This is a genomic window from Robiginitalea insularis (assembly GCF_052497835.1).
Window position 1 is genome coordinate 3125070 of the sequence record NZ_CP199296.1, and the last position, 14275, is coordinate 3139344.

The following is a 14275-nucleotide window of genomic DNA, read 5'->3' on the forward strand; positions in this document are numbered from 1 at the left end:
TGCTGACAAAAGTAAGAAAAATTGTTATATGCCTTTTTTGGGATAACATATATAATATTTGGTGACCGGTTGAGAGAGGACCTCTAAGTTGAGATGATCCGATGCGCTGGCTACATCTATTACCTTTCCGTTTGGTTTAATGATATTGATATTCTGGTTATCCTGGTTGTAGGCTCGGTTATGAAGAACCCCTTCAAAAACAAAATAGGCGGCTTCTGACTCGGACATACCCGTTTTGGCCCGGCATTTTTCCAGCTTATTTTGCAGGCTGCCGGCTGAAATAGGGGCTTTTTTGATTTTTATGGATAAGAGTCTGCGCTCCAGCAGCATCTTACATAAAGCGGACAGTACCCGGTCATCTGCCTTTTGCCACTTTTTAAGGCTTGCCAGAATATCGATATCGTCCAGTTCTGCATATTGTTGCAGGGCCTCCGCTGTAAATTCCAATTGTCCCGGGTTTTGATTCAGGAAAAAATCGAGAGCCGGCGAAACAGACTGCAGCCGGGCGCTATGCCCCAATTCCCGGGCCCGCTGAATAACCCGTATCAGCAACTGCTCGGCAACCACTCCCGTTTTATGCAAATAGACCTGCCAATACATAAACCGGCGGGCCAGTAAATACTTTTCAACCGAATAGATCCCCTTCTCTTCCACAACCAGCCGTCCTTCATTGACCGACAGCATCGTTATGAGCCGTTCTGCGTTGATATTGCCTTCTGCTACACCAGAATAAAAGCTGTCCCGTTTGAGGTAGTCAAGCCGGTCCATGTCCAATTGACTGGATACCAGCTCGTTCAGATATTTCTTCGGGTAAGAGCCTGTAAAAATAGCGATGGCCAGATCAAGCCTCCCGGAGAACTCCTTGTTAAGCTCTTCCATAAACCGCAGGGAAATAGTCTCATGGGAGATGCCACTCACCCATTCGTTTTCCAGGGCGTGGGAAAAAGGACCGTGTCCGATATCATGCAGTAAGATTGCGCAAAGCAGGCCCTCCTCTTCATCTTCGTCAATCCTAAACCCCTTTCGCCGAAGCAGGGATATAGCCTGCTGCATCAGGTGCATGGCCCCCAGGGCGTGGTGAAACCTGGTGTGATGTGCCCCAGGATACACCAGATAGCTAAGGCCCATCTGCGAGATCCGCCTGAGGCGCTGAAAATAAGGATGGGCAATTAAATTGAAAACCAGTGGGCTGGGAATACTTATAAATCCGTAAATTGGATCATTAAATATTTTGAGCTTTGAAGATTGCTTCAAATCTTTCATTTTGTGTTGTCTTTCCAAAGGTAGAAAATTGACCAGAGAGTGTCATCACTATTTTAGGTCAACGATACAATCAGAATGTCCCAAATTTTATTAAAGATGAAGAAAATAACCGTATTGTGGGTTGATGACGAGATCGATTTGCTGAAATCCCACCTGTTATTCCTCAAGGAACGCAATTACGAGGTAGTCACCTGCAGAAGCGGTCAGGATGCCCTTGAGGCAATTGAGGAACAGCCGTTCGACATTGTATTTCTGGACGAGAACATGCCGGGCCTCTCCGGATTGGAAACCCTCAGTGAATTGAAACAAAAGCAACCCGGCCTTCCCGTGGTAATGATAACCAAAAACGAGGAAGAAGCGATTATGGAAGAAGCCATCGGTTCCAAGATTGCTGATTACCTGATCAAGCCTGTTAACCCAAACCAGATACTGCTCTCCCTTAAAAAAAACCTGGATCACTCCCGTTTGGTGTCGGAAAAGACAACGGCAAGCTACCAGCAGGAATTTGGGAGGATAGCCATGGACCTCTCTATGGTGAATACCTATGAGGCCTGGGCAGATTTATACAAAAAACTCATCTATTGGGAATTGCAGCTGGAATCCATAGAAGACAGCGGCATGTTTGAAATTCTGGAGTCCCAGAAATCGGAGGCCAATATGCAATTCGGGAAGTTTATTGAAAAAAATTACCCCGGCTGGTTTCAAAATGGTGACGGGCCGGTTATGTCCCATACGCTTTTCCGGGAAAAGGTTGTTCCCATCCTCGAACAGGGCCCAACCCTCATGGTAGTTATTGACAACCTCCGTTACGATCAGTGGTTTGCCTTTGAGGAATGCCTGTCCCCTTTTTACAAAAAGTCCCAGGAAAGCCCCTATTACAGTATTTTGCCAACAGCCACCCAGTACGCCCGGAACGCTATTTTTTCTGGATTGATGCCACTTGAAATGGAAAAGCAATTTCCGCAGTGGTGGAAAAACGATACGGATGAGGGGGGCAAGAACCTGCACGAGGCCGAATTTTTAGGAGCCCAGCTCAAAAGGCTGGGACTGGACCTGCAATGGGAATACCATAAAATCAGTAACCTCAGGCAGGGCAAGCAGCTGGTACAACAGAGTAAGTCACTGAAAAAGAATGACCTGACTGTTGTGGTTTATAATTTCGTAGACATGCTCTCGCATGCGAAAACGGAAATGGAGGTAATTAAGGAGCTGGCCTCCAATGACAAGGCCTACCGCTCCCTTACCCAAAGCTGGTTCCGCAATTCTCCCTTGCTGGAAATCATTCAACAGGCCCAGGCCATGGGGCTGCAGTTAATCATTACCACAGATCACGGAACCATAAACGTCAAACAGGCCTCCAAAGTAATTGGAGACAAGGAAACCAGCCTGAACCTCAGATATAAGACCGGCCGGAGCCTTACCTATGAAGACAGGGATGTAATGGCCGCAACCCGGCCCGCAGAGCTATACCTGCCCACTATAAATGTTAGCAGCTCCTATATCTTTGCCAAAAACGATTTGTTTTTTGCCTACCCCAATAACTATAACCATTACGTGAGTTATTACCGCAATACCTATCAGCATGGCGGGGTTTCCCTGGAAGAAATGATCGTACCCTTTATCAGTTTGCAACCGCGGTAAGTGAAAGACCAGAGTAATTTCAGGGAATTAACGTGCATATCCGCTGGTATTGTTGTTGAAGTAGCTACCTTCCAGAATTTCGGTAACCTGGTCGTGGTTGCCGATGCATATTGAAAAATTAACCTCCAGCACAAAGTCATCCTTATAATAGTAAGTCCTCCTGCTGCGGTCATAAGCAATTATAGCATCGTAATCCTTTAATTGTTCAATTAAATAATAGACGGTACGCTCACTAATTTCAAGGCGGTCAGCTATTTCTGAAGGGGAGCCTGTACATTCTTGTTGAATGAGGTAATGAAGCCTCTGCAGGCGCTCGATGTGCTTGATGGTTTTCATAGAATGGATTTTTGTAGGGTTATTAATATATCTATGGGCGACCAGAGTAAATTAAAAATATAGTATATTTTCTACATATACAAATTATATTCTATATTATATCAAATATTAAATCATCATAGAGAATATTTTCCTATAACCTCAAGATACCCTATCTTTGTGCAAAAGAATAGCAGCTTTTATGATAAAAACCATCGATCGACTCATGCAGTTTATTGAACATGCCGGGCTAAGTGCCCGTCAGTTTGACTTATCAATAGGAGCCAGCAATGGCTATACCCTGAGGATGAGTAAAAACAAAGCTTCGGTAGGTAGTGATGTCATCGAAAACATTATTCGGACCTATCCGGATCTGAATGTCGCTTGGTTGCTCACAGGGGAAGGGAGCATGCTAAAATCAGAAATGGAGGAAGAACCGTTGGATTTTGATAAGCTACCTCCCTCCCGGCAACAGGAGATCGAACAAATTATTGAAAAAAAGATAAGGGAAAGGCAAAGGGAAGAAATGCGGAATATGCTCAGGGAAATCACCGACGAGATTCGGAAGAAATAAATTAATGCTTCATCGCACGTCGGCTCAGCACCTCTATCCCCTTATCCAGTTCTGCCTGTAGATAATCCTTATAGTCCAGGGTGCGGCTGCGTCTTCGGATCACTTTCGAAAGTAGCATTATAAAAACAATAGTAAGGAACACCAGGGGAAATACCCTGGCATTTTCATAGTCTTCAACAGTTTCAAGCCCCTGAAAAGTCTCCCAGAATTGATAGAGATAAAGCACCAGGGGAGAAAGCAAGGCATAACGCCACCAATGCGGATTACTGACAAACCACACCGCCAGGATGATGATCATGGAAAGTTTTTGGGTAATGTACCAGACGAATATTTGAAAGTTCTTAAAGCCGAAACTTTCAAATTTGAAGTTATTGTTTGAAGGTATAAAATTATCTAAGTAAACTAGAAGTCCAGCCAATACCAACAACCCTCCAAAAATCCAATTCTTTAAGTCAATTTGATGATTTGATTCCTCTTTATCTGAAGTAGATGAATGGTAGTTGTTTTTTACAATCCGCTGTAAATGATATAATTGTGCTAAGTGTTTTAATTTAATCGTACTTCTTTTCCTCAGCGAATTATTTATTTGATTATTTAAACGATTTGATCTTTTATGGATCCATTCGTTGATTAAATCTTTGGAGGAGAGTCTGATAATTAATTCCCTGAATTCTTTCTTAATAGATCTATCAATAATACACATCCAGTCAACTATTATTATAGCCAGGATAAAGCCTTGAATAGAAATTACAAAATCCAAGTAACTATTATAGCTAATAAAATACTGACAAATAGAAGTGCTAATGATGAAATAAAAAAATAAGAATAGACAATATCGAATTCTATATCTTAACGTCAAAAACATTATAGAAATCAGAATAAGCGGGATTAAATTTGCAAAAACCGACCAGACGAATGCATTATTACTGTCAAAATTATGATTGAATTCAATACCTAAAAAAGCTATTGAATTCTGCTCTGTGTCAGCAAATAAATGAAGAAATGAACTAAATGGGATGATTACTATAATAGAAGCTATAAGCAGATCTTTCCTGAACTTTTTAATCCATATAGAAGAATATTTATTCATATTATATTTTGAGGAAATAACTACCTAAAATATTTTATTGATATTAGAAATATAAAAACCGAAGTATTTTATCAAAGTCTTTCCAATATACAAATAATGGAGAAAATAATCTATAATATAGAAAATATTTCTGAAGTATCCGTAAATCTACTCTCCAAAATCAAGCACAAGACTGTTTGCCTGTATGGCCCTATGGGTTCCGGAAAAACGACCCTTATCAAAGCTTTAATTACAAACCTGGGAGCCATTGATGCGGGAAACAGTCCGTCTTTTGGAATTATCAATGAATACCACCGCCGGGAAGGAGGCCTGCTTGCACTACATTATGACTGTTACCGCCTAAAAGACGAAGAAGAAGCCCTGGATATGGGGATGGAGGAACTACTGGAAGCCGATTGCTGGCATTTTATCGAGTGGCCTGACCGTATACAAGACCTGCTGCCTCCGCATTATACCTCCATACAGCTTGAAATGCTTCCGGGAGGGGACCGCATGCTGACGCAGCAGGACGTTTAGGTGCAAAAGCCGTATCGTCCGGACCGCATTTTTATTGCAGTTAAATCGATGAAATGCATAATTTTCGCTCAAATGCTTGTTTTGATCGATGAAATGCACTATTTTTGATTGTAATATGAAAAGTTCACAGGGAATTTTTCCTACATTTGATTTAAGAATACTCAAAAGCCTCCGAGACGATGAACACTAGAAAAATTTTATTTGGCATACTGACATTTTCGGTATTAATATTCGCTTCATGTACGAGTGACTCGGCAGATGTTGAATTATATGAAACTGGAATAGATAAAAGCAAGATTACCAAAGGTCCCGATTCAATTGACAAAAGCAAGATAACTAAAGGGACAGACGCAATTGATAAAAGCAAAATCACTAAAAACAACAAAAAACGTTAGGGAGTAAATCGACTTAAAGATTTATACAAACTTTATCCGATTTATTAGACCATTTATCGATAAGTTAAAAACCGGCCAATAAGTCGGTTTTTTTTTCGTTTTCTTCTTAAACATAAGTCAATTTAAATCTTCTTAAAATGAAGGTAGAAAGCCAAGAAAGGGGAAAAGCGAGAAAAAGATTTTTAATTGAATCATTTTGGTTACTATTAATAATCGGTTGCCCATTTATTTTTAAGTTACACGAGTACGTACCATCAGGACCGAACGATACCTTAAACTTTATAGGAATTGAAATTACCAAAAATGGATTTCAATCTGTAGACGTTTATATTTGGTTTCTACTCGGAAAATTAATTCCACTCTACCTGTTGACTATATGGTTCTTTACCTGCAAACACTGGTGGTATCATATCCTGCTGATCCCTATCTGTATGTATGCCTTCCAGATCTTTGAGGTGATCTACTCAGAGGATCTGTATGTTGACACTGAAAATGTCCTTTGGTTACTTCCTGTATGTATGGTAGTCATTCCCTTTGTTTACTTTATCCGATTGAAATTATTCGATAAGTACGTACACGGGATAGACCTGGAGGCCATGGACGCCGAACTGCAGTATTACAAGAACAAGGAAAGGGAACAAATGCAAAAGGCAGGAATTCAAATAGACAAGCAGCTAATCACTGATGCTGAAGAAGACTTAAGTAATAAAACCCCCAAGCGTACCCTCAACCAGCTTATGAAACAGTTGCAGACGGCCATGAAGAGTTTGCTAAGCCTTTAATGGCTACAAGTCCTTTGCTTCGTAAGTCCGGCAGCTTAAAATTTTGGAATTTATTGTATTTTTGGAAGATAGGCCGTTTTTGACGGCCATTCCAATATAATGGTATGAACCAACCCGCTTCCCCATTCAGCAAACAACAATTGCTCCCTCAGGAGGAAAAGCTGGAAATTTTACAGCAGAAAGGCGAATTATTTATCGGTATTCCAAAAGAAAGTCAGTACCAAGAAAAGCGTATCTGCCTGACCCCGGATGCCGTTAATGCGCTTACCGCCAATGGCCATAGGGTCTTGTTGGAATCCGGAGCCGGGGAAGGAGCCAGTTTCAGTGACCTGGATTATACCAATGCCGGAGGAACCATTACGCGCGATACCAAGAAAGTATTTGGCTGCCCGCTTATCCTGAAGGTGGAGCCCCCTACCCTTTCCGAAATTGAACTGATCAACCCGCAGAGCACTGTCATTTCGGCCCTGCAGATAAAAACACAAACCAAATCCTATTTCGAAACCCTGGCCAAAAAGCGGATTACAGCCATCGCTTTTGAATATATCCGGGATGATGAGGGAAAATATCCGGCCGTTCGTTCACTAAGTGAAATAGCTGGTATTTCATCTGTCCTGATTGCAGCAGAAATTATGGCGGCCGACGAGGGCAACGGCCTGATGTTTGGCAATATTAGCGGGGTCCCCCCGGTTGAAGTGGTAATCCTGGGGGCAGGTACGGTTGGGGAGTTTGCTGCGCGCTCTGCCCTTGGCCTTGGGGCGAATGTTAAAATTTTTGATAATTCAATCACCAAGCTGCGGAGTATACAGACCAATCTGAACCGAACCCTTTACACTTCCACCCTGCAACCCAAGAACCTGCTGAAAGCCCTTAAGCGCTGCGACGTGGCCATTGGCGCTGTCAGAGGGAAAGACCGCTCTCCCATACTGGTATCCAAGTCTATGGTGGAAAACATGAAAAAGGGGGCCGTTATTATTGACGTGAGCATAGATATGGGAGGTTGTTTTGAAACCAGCGAACTGACCACCCACAACAAACCCACCCATAAAAAATACGGGGTCATACATTATGCAGTACCCAATATTCCTGCACGCTACCCCAAGACTTCTTCCATCTCCATCAGCAATATTTTTACACCCTATCTGATGAAAATCGGGGAAGACGGCGGTCTGGAAAATTCTTTGCGATTCGATAAGGGCCTCAGAAACGGCCTGTATATGTATCATGGAATTCTGACCAACCGCACCGTTGGAGAATGGTTTGGGATGAAGTTCAGTGATATCAATTTCCTTATATTTTAAGAATGCCGTTTTTAAAACGCCTAGGCTATTTTTTAATGGGGCTGTCCATAGGACTGATTTTCCTTACTTTTTTTCTGAAAAAGAAATCTGATGAAACCGGGGTTGAATTCTGCTACCTGCCCAATTGCAGGGTCTTAAAAGAATTACGATCCAAACCGCTGGTAATTGATGATTCCCTGCAGCCCTTTTCGGACTCCCTTGCTATCAGGGCAGTATTAGAGGATGGCGATGTGCTTTTCAGAAAAAGCGACACAGAAGCCAAGCCCTGTAAAATTTATGTGGTGCGCGGGCAATCCAATCAGGAGGAATTAGAACTCACCTTTCTGAATTGTGAGAGCGAGACACGTCTTAAAGACTACATAAAGTTATAGCCATCCCGCTTAAAGCCCGGAACTATTATAATTTCCGTCGTTTGCGCTCCTTTTTGAGCAGCTCCAGTTCCCGATTGGTCTGCCCGGCTACAGAGGTGTTTTCCTCTGCACGCCTGATCAGGTAGGGCATCACATCCCTTACCGGACCAAAAGGCAGGTACTTGGCTACGTTGTAGCCCTCTTTTGCCATGTTAAAACTGATATGGTCGCTCATCCCGTACAACTGTCCAAACCAAATCCGGGGGTCGTTTGCGGGAATTTCCCGCTGCTGCATTTGCTCCATGAGCTTATGGGAGCTCAATTCATTGTGGGTCCCCGCGAATACTGAAATGGTTTCCAGATGATCCAGGCAAAAAACAACGGCCCTGTCAAAATTCTCATCTGTTTCCTGCTTGGAACTGCATATTGGTGATTTATAACCTTTATCCTCAGCACGCTCGTTCTCCTTTTCCAGATATGCTCCGCGCACAACCTTGATCCCGAGCTTAAATCCTTCTTTCTGGGCAGTTTCATATAATCTCTCCAGATATTCCATACGGTCCCATCGGTACATCTGAAGCGTATTGAAGACAATTGCGTGCTCCTGATTATACTTGCGCATCATTTGCTCTACCAGATCGTCTGCCGCATCCTGCATCCAACTTTCTTCTGCGTCTATCAACAGGGATACTCCCAGGTCAAAAGCCTTTTTACAAGTTTGGTCAAATCTGTCCACTACCCTTTCCCACTCGCTTTTCTCCGGGGACGTCAGCGTTTTTCCTTCACTTACCTTTTGGAAAAGCGCGAACCTCCCGTATCCAGTAGGTTTGAAAACCGCAAAGGGAATGGCATCTTTTCGCTTTACAAAATCAAGCATTTCCAGGGTCTTGGCCAGGGCATCATCCAGGGGATCCTCTGTTTCTTTTCCCTCTACGGAGTAATCCAGGACCGTGCTAACCCTTTTGCCCCACATTTTCTCTACCACCGGCATACAGTCCTGTTCGCTTACTCCCCCACAAAAGTGATCAAAAACCGTTGTCCGTATTAGCCCTTCTACAGGCAGACGGGCTTTAATGGCAAAGTTGGTAAGGCCGGTCCCGATTTTAACCAGGGGCTCGTTGGAAATTAATTTGAAAAGGAAATAAGCCCTTTCCAGTTCTGCATCACTTTTAAGGGCAAATGCGGTTGCGGTATCTTCAAAAATTCGGGTCATTTTTACGGAATTCTCAATACCCCAAATATACTGACAGTATTTGTAAAGAAATCTATAAAATTTTCGGTTATTTTGCCTGTGTTAAGCAACCCCTTTATGGAGTCCATTCTAACAGCGTCATATGCCATACATTTCTCCGAGAAGGGAGAAAAACAGCTTGCCCGGTATGTGCAGGATAAAAAGTATTCAAAGGTTTTTATTCTTACGGATACCAATACCCGTGAGTTTTGCCTTCCGGTCCTGTTGGCGCAATGTCCTACCCTTAAAGACAGGGATGTGTTTTCCATCCCGGCAGGGGAACAGCATAAAAACATCCAAAGCTGCATTGGTGTCTGGGAATGGCTCTCAGGCGAAGGGGCAGATAGAAACAGCCTGCTCATCAACCTGGGAGGTGGCGTACTTACAGATCTGGGTGGTTTTGTAGCCTCTACCTATCAGAGGGGGATAGCCTTTGTAAACATCCCCACTACCCTGCTTTCTATGGTAGATGCCTCTGTTGGTGGTAAAACAGGGATTGACCTGGGCAAATTAAAGAACCAGATTGGCCTGATAAGGCAACCGGAAATGGTTGTTATTCAACCCGATTACCTGAAGACCCTGGAGCTGAGGCAAATTAAAAGCGGTTTTGCGGAAATGTTGAAGCACGGGCTTATACAAGATCGCGACTATTGGCAAGAATTATCTGAAATTACAGATTATTCCAATCTCAAGGAATATATCTACCGCTCTGTTGTTCTTAAAAATGAAGTAGTATTAAAAGACCCCTTGGAGCGTAATATCCGTAAAATGCTAAATTTCGGACATACCCTCGGTCACGCAATTGAATCCTACTTTCTCGATAAAACTCCTTCAAAGCAATTGCTGCATGGAGAAGCTATCGCAATAGGCATGATCATGGAATCCATGCTGTCTGTAAAATTGAGGGGGATGTCTCCACAGGCCCATGCTGAAATCAAAAGTGTGTTTGCACAGCATTTTCCACACAAAGTCATTGATCAGTCAGAACGCAGTGCTATTATTTCCCTGTTGCGGCACGATAAGAAAAACACCCATGGCAAGGTGCTGTTTAGCCTGCTGGATACAATAGGTTCTGCTTGCATTGATATGGAAGTACCAGAAAAATTACTGCTCCAGGCTTTTGATGACTACGCCCAAAGCTGATTTGGCTTACTAAAATATCCGTTTCACAACTCTTTGGCTCCCATCCATTTATAAATTGGTTAGATTGGTTATAACAACTGAAACATGTATTTGTTTCGCAATACCAATCAGTGATGAAACGAGTTATTACAGATTTCAAAAAACTTAGCCCGGAACTGGCAGCCTTGTTCTTGCAGCGTTACCCGGGGGGTTATGGCGATGACGACATCCTGGCTTTTAAAAAACCCAGCGGCGACTGGATTGAAGCAGTGGAGCTGCCCACCCGGGACACACTCTACCTTGTAAAGATCAATCAGGGGATGACCGATTTATTAGCGTACTTTGATGATTTGGCATCTTCCGATACCTTTTCGGAATCGTTCGGTCTGGAAACAGAATACGACGGAGCCACAGAGAATTACGTGTTGCCCGAAGACTGAATTTAAGACTGATCAGTGTTCAGGTATCGTTGCCGTATAATGTTGCGGTGATGTTTCTGGTGCCCGCAGATGATGAACCCCAGTGCTGCGACACTAATAGGGACCCCACTGGCCGTTCCCTGTCTGATCAGCTCCTCTTTCGAAAAAGTTTCAAATAAGCTTACGGTTGCAGCCCGGATGCAGCTGTATTCAGCCAATACGCTTTGTTTACTTCTTTGATTGGCCCGGCTCTGCGGAACGTACAGGTCCTGGTCAAAACCCGGGAGCGAAGTTTTGTCATTTCTGCCAAATCGCAAGGCCCGGTACTGAAAGACGCGCTCGGTGTCCAGGATATGTAGCAGTACTTCTGCGATAGTCCACTTTCCCGTTGCATAGGAGGATGTCCATGCCGACTCTGGGATACTTTTTATAAAATTTGGAAAGTTTTTGCTTTGACTCTTTAGCTGATCCAGAAGTTCGACCTCCCCTAAAACCTGCAGGTAGGGTTTATAATATTCCGGGCAGGCGGCAGCTGGTAATTCAGAAAGCAGCATTGAAATTTGTTTGCGAAGCAGATGCTTACAGTTCGTTAAATATGGTGTGCATCAATCGTTTTTTATCGTTGATGCTCTCTTCCAGGGAAATCATTGTCTCCGTGCGGCTTATCCCCTCTATATCGTCAATTTTAAAGATGATATTTTTTGCATGATTGGTATCCTTAGCGCGGATCTTGCAAAAGATGTTGAACTTGCCAGTTGTGATATGGGCAACAGTCACATTCGGGATCTGCGCCAGGCGTTCCATCACGAATTTGGTTTGATGGGTTTTTTCAAGAAAAATCCCAATGTAAGCGATAAAGGCATACCCGAGTTTTACATAATCCAGGGTTAGAGAACTCCCTTTAATAATCCCCGCTTCTTCCATTTTCTTAACTCGCACGTGAACCGTACCCGCAGAAATAAGTAATTTCTTGGCTATATCGGTAAAAGGTGTCCTGGTATTGTCTATCAACATATCCAGGATCTGGTGGTCTATCTCGTCTAATTTAATCTTGCCCATTATTAACGATATTTTTGCCAAAAATACGTAATTATAAAATATTATTTAACAAACGAATTCCTTTTTTGCAATATGTGTAATTTTTACCGCTTTCAATCAGGAAATTAATTTAATAATACCGGGGCGTTTTTTCAGCAACGCCATCTGTTCGGGCTGGCTTAAATCCCATTCCTGGTGTCCGTACACCTCTTCTTTACCCTCCTTCTCACTGAGTTCGGGCACAAATTGTATTTCTCCATCAGCGAGAACCTCCTTAAAACAGATTCCTATAATGGCGTCGCGTGGGTGATTATTACTGATAAGGTCCGGCCGCCGGATCAGGATATCCACAAACTGTTTTGCATTTTCAGGGATACCCAAATAATCTTCCTGAGAAAAGGAAGCATATTCCCCTGTCATAATTCCTTCAAGCACATATATTAAAGACTTAAAGAAATAGTAGCGACTGCTTTCCCGCTCATAATCCCCGGGGTAGTGACCGGCTTCAAACAAAAGTGTGGGAGTGCCCAGGGATTGAAAATGGTCGCCTACGCAATTGGGGTTGAAGGTGTCATCATAGCGCCCTACGCCTCCGGGCAGGATCGTCAGAAGCCTTTCGTTCATATAGGCTATCAGTTGCATAGCGGTAAGACGGTTGGCGGGAACCGAACGCCCGGCGTCCATAGCCGGAGCCAGAAATGACAGGGTGGCCGGAATACGGCTGTTGCCTACATTATAAATGGTTCGCTGGTCGTGCAAATTAAAGCAAAAGTCTGGCTGAAAATCCTCATACTCCTTGCGGAGCACCACGCTCTCCGGCTGAGATTGATTTAGGGCATCCCTGTTAAGGTCCATTTCATTTGCGTTAAAACGCGTATAGCGATCCGCACCGTCCGGATTAAGAATGGGAAGGAATGAAAAGCTAAAATGATTCAGAAACTTTTCACTGATTTCAGTGCCCGAATGCAGCCATGCCATAAAATCCAAAAGGCCTTTGGTGGTGGTAGATTCATTCCCATGCATTTGGGACCACATCAGAATTCGTTTGGCACCCCGGCCTAATCTGATTCTGTGAACTGGTTTTCCCAGTACCGAAAAACCAGAGGGATGCCACTGGTCAGAAGGCCAGTTTTTTGATGCCAGTTCGGCTATCTTATCCGAAGGCAAATACCGGCCGCTGATCTGAGTGAACTTAATTTTCTCGTACTCCTTATCCAATACTATGTTGATTTAGTCTTACAAATTTAGGTGCTATTTAGGTTACAATTGTATAATTAAAAGTTACATTTGTATATCTGATACAGAGCAAGACCCCTCGTTTTATACATTTGTGAACACACAATATATAATTTATTTTATTTAATTGTTTTCCAATGTATTAAAATGTTTTACCTAAAGTCTATATATAAATATAATTGAATGCAGTAGCCTGTTTTAGAGATAACCTTGTTAATTATTGTTTATCATGGTAAACAACGAAGCCTTTAAATCCCGTTTAGAAAAAATAATGTCTTATTACGACCTTAGCGCTACTGCTTTTGCAGATGCAATCGGGGTACAGCGCTCCAGCATTTCACATTTGCTCAGCGGGAGAAACAAGCCCAGTCTCGATTTTGTGATGAAGGTAATTCAGCAATACCCGGAGGTGAATCTGTATTGGTTACTCAATGGCAAAGGAAGCTTCCCTGCCCTATCGGAAAAACAATCCACTGCCAAAGTTTCCTCCATACCGGAAAAGGAGATCGTCAATTCATCAAAGGAAATATCAAAAGTGCTGATTCTCTATACGGATGGTAGTTTCCAGGCTTACGATTCCCTTAACTGAAACTGGCATTAGGCTTGCAGGATTCTTATCTTTGGTCCTATGAAAAAAGTGTGCCTGCTGCCCGTCTTATTGCTCCTTATCAATTGTTATCAGCCCAGGCGGGATTGTACCTCCTTTAAAACCGGAACCTTTTCTTTTACCACAGAACTGGAAGGGGCTGAAATAACCACGCGATTCAGGCGAACCGAAGATCTTGAAATCTCCGAGTTTAAAGGGGTGGTAGATTCTGCTTCTGTGCGCTGGATCAATGATTGTGAATATATTCTGACCAACCTGAACCCCAAAAGCCGCAATGAGGAAAAGCCCATCCATATGAAAATATTGTCTACAACGGATAATTCCTATATTTTTGAGTACAAACTGGTCGGAAGCACCAAAACTTCGAGGGGAACGGCCATAAAAACCAATTGAGA

The 14275-nt window shown here is 43.0% G+C and carries 18 protein-coding genes; 11 read left to right on the forward strand and 7 right to left on the reverse strand.

Going from position 1 to position 14275, the window contains the following annotated elements:
• Nucleotides 1-24: 24 nt before the first annotated feature.
• Nucleotides 25-1254, reverse strand: a complete 1230-nt coding sequence (locus ACT6NV_RS14105; protein ID WP_445386706.1) for an HD domain-containing protein — start codon at nucleotides 1252-1254, stop codon at nucleotides 25-27.
• A 105-nt stretch (nucleotides 1255-1359) separates the two neighbouring features.
• Here ACT6NV_RS14105 and porX point away from each other — a divergent pair, with 105 nt between their 5' ends.
• A complete protein-coding gene (gene porX / locus ACT6NV_RS14110) occupies nucleotides 1360-2904 on the forward strand; it encodes a T9SS response regulator signal transducer PorX (RefSeq protein ID WP_445385081.1) in 1545 nt (514 codons plus the stop codon).
• 27 nt (nucleotides 2905-2931) lie between these two features.
• On the opposite strand, the gene ACT6NV_RS14115 is transcribed toward porX, so the two are convergent.
• Complete coding sequence (locus ACT6NV_RS14115; RefSeq protein ID WP_445382239.1) at nucleotides 2932-3240, reverse strand: HTH domain-containing protein; 309 nt, start codon at nucleotides 3238-3240, stop codon at nucleotides 2932-2934.
• Nucleotides 3241-3421: 181 nt separating this feature from the next.
• Here ACT6NV_RS14115 and ACT6NV_RS14120 point away from each other — a divergent pair, with 181 nt between their 5' ends.
• On the forward strand, nucleotides 3422-3793 hold the full coding sequence (locus ACT6NV_RS14120; protein ID WP_445385082.1) for a hypothetical protein: 372 nt from the start codon (nucleotides 3422-3424) through the stop codon (nucleotides 3791-3793).
• A gap of 1 nt (nucleotide 3794) precedes the next feature.
• Here the strand turns inward: ACT6NV_RS14120 and ACT6NV_RS14125 are convergent, their stop codons facing one another.
• Complete coding sequence (locus ACT6NV_RS14125; protein ID WP_445385083.1) at nucleotides 3795-4091, reverse strand: hypothetical protein; 297 nt, start codon at nucleotides 4089-4091, stop codon at nucleotides 3795-3797.
• Between the two features lie 888 nt (nucleotides 4092-4979).
• On the opposite strand from ACT6NV_RS14125, the gene tsaE reads away from it, so the two are divergent.
• The 5 genes from tsaE to ACT6NV_RS14150 all read left to right on the forward strand — a co-directional run bounded on the left by tsaE (nucleotide 4980) and on the right by ACT6NV_RS14150 (nucleotide 8248).
• Entirely contained in the window at nucleotides 4980-5399 is a 420-nt protein-coding gene (tsaE, locus tag ACT6NV_RS14130; RefSeq protein ID WP_445385084.1) for a tRNA (adenosine(37)-N6)-threonylcarbamoyltransferase complex ATPase subunit type 1 TsaE, read from the forward strand.
• Between the two features lie 179 nt (nucleotides 5400-5578).
• Nucleotides 5579-5794, forward strand: a complete 216-nt coding sequence (locus tag ACT6NV_RS14135; protein WP_445385085.1) for a hypothetical protein — start codon at nucleotides 5579-5581, stop codon at nucleotides 5792-5794.
• A gap of 368 nt (nucleotides 5795-6162) precedes the next feature.
• On the forward strand, nucleotides 6163-6576 hold the full coding sequence (locus tag ACT6NV_RS14140) for a hypothetical protein (protein ID WP_445385086.1): 414 nt from the start codon (nucleotides 6163-6165) through the stop codon (nucleotides 6574-6576).
• A gap of 104 nt (nucleotides 6577-6680) precedes the next feature.
• Nucleotides 6681-7877 carry an alanine dehydrogenase gene (locus tag ACT6NV_RS14145; RefSeq protein ID WP_445385087.1) on the forward strand — a complete coding sequence of 399 codons (1197 nt, stop codon included), beginning with the start codon at nucleotides 6681-6683 and terminating at the stop codon, nucleotides 7875-7877.
• Nucleotides 7878-7879: 2 nt separating this feature from the next.
• Complete coding sequence (locus ACT6NV_RS14150; protein ID WP_445385088.1) at nucleotides 7880-8248, forward strand: DUF4258 domain-containing protein; 369 nt, start codon at nucleotides 7880-7882, stop codon at nucleotides 8246-8248.
• Nucleotides 8249-8273: 25 nt separating this feature from the next.
• On the opposite strand, the gene ACT6NV_RS14155 is transcribed toward ACT6NV_RS14150, so the two are convergent.
• Entirely contained in the window at nucleotides 8274-9440 is a 1167-nt protein-coding gene (locus tag ACT6NV_RS14155; protein ID WP_445385089.1) for a proline dehydrogenase family protein, read from the reverse strand.
• 96 nt (nucleotides 9441-9536) lie between these two features.
• On the opposite strand from ACT6NV_RS14155, the gene aroB reads away from it, so the two are divergent.
• Together aroB and ACT6NV_RS14165 are read left to right on the forward strand one after the other, a co-directional pair.
• On the forward strand, nucleotides 9537-10601 hold the full coding sequence (aroB, locus tag ACT6NV_RS14160; protein WP_445385090.1) for a 3-dehydroquinate synthase: 1065 nt from the start codon (nucleotides 9537-9539) through the stop codon (nucleotides 10599-10601).
• Between the two features lie 113 nt (nucleotides 10602-10714).
• Nucleotides 10715-11020 carry a hypothetical protein gene (locus ACT6NV_RS14165; RefSeq protein ID WP_445385091.1) on the forward strand — a complete coding sequence of 102 codons (306 nt, stop codon included), beginning with the start codon at nucleotides 10715-10717 and terminating at the stop codon, nucleotides 11018-11020.
• Nucleotides 11021-11022: 2 nt separating this feature from the next.
• On the opposite strand, the gene ACT6NV_RS14170 is transcribed toward ACT6NV_RS14165, so the two are convergent.
• From ACT6NV_RS14170 to ACT6NV_RS14180, 3 genes are all read right to left on the reverse strand, one after another.
• Entirely contained in the window at nucleotides 11023-11553 is a 531-nt protein-coding gene (locus ACT6NV_RS14170; protein WP_445385092.1) for a DinB family protein, read from the reverse strand.
• Nucleotides 11554-11578: 25 nt separating this feature from the next.
• Complete coding sequence (locus ACT6NV_RS14175) at nucleotides 11579-12058, reverse strand: Lrp/AsnC family transcriptional regulator (RefSeq protein ID WP_445382251.1); 480 nt, start codon at nucleotides 12056-12058, stop codon at nucleotides 11579-11581.
• Between the two features lie 96 nt (nucleotides 12059-12154).
• A complete protein-coding gene (locus ACT6NV_RS14180; protein WP_445385093.1) occupies nucleotides 12155-13255 on the reverse strand; it encodes a M14 family metallopeptidase in 1101 nt (366 codons plus the stop codon).
• A 247-nt stretch (nucleotides 13256-13502) separates the two neighbouring features.
• On the opposite strand from ACT6NV_RS14180, the gene ACT6NV_RS14185 reads away from it, so the two are divergent.
• Together ACT6NV_RS14185 and ACT6NV_RS14190 are read left to right on the forward strand one after the other, a co-directional pair.
• Nucleotides 13503-13862, forward strand: a complete 360-nt coding sequence (locus ACT6NV_RS14185; RefSeq protein ID WP_445385094.1) for a helix-turn-helix transcriptional regulator — start codon at nucleotides 13503-13505, stop codon at nucleotides 13860-13862.
• A 39-nt stretch (nucleotides 13863-13901) separates the two neighbouring features.
• Nucleotides 13902-14273 carry a DNA topoisomerase IV gene (locus ACT6NV_RS14190; RefSeq protein WP_445385095.1) on the forward strand — a complete coding sequence of 124 codons (372 nt, stop codon included), beginning with the start codon at nucleotides 13902-13904 and terminating at the stop codon, nucleotides 14271-14273.
• Nucleotides 14274-14275: the final 2 nt, after the last annotated feature.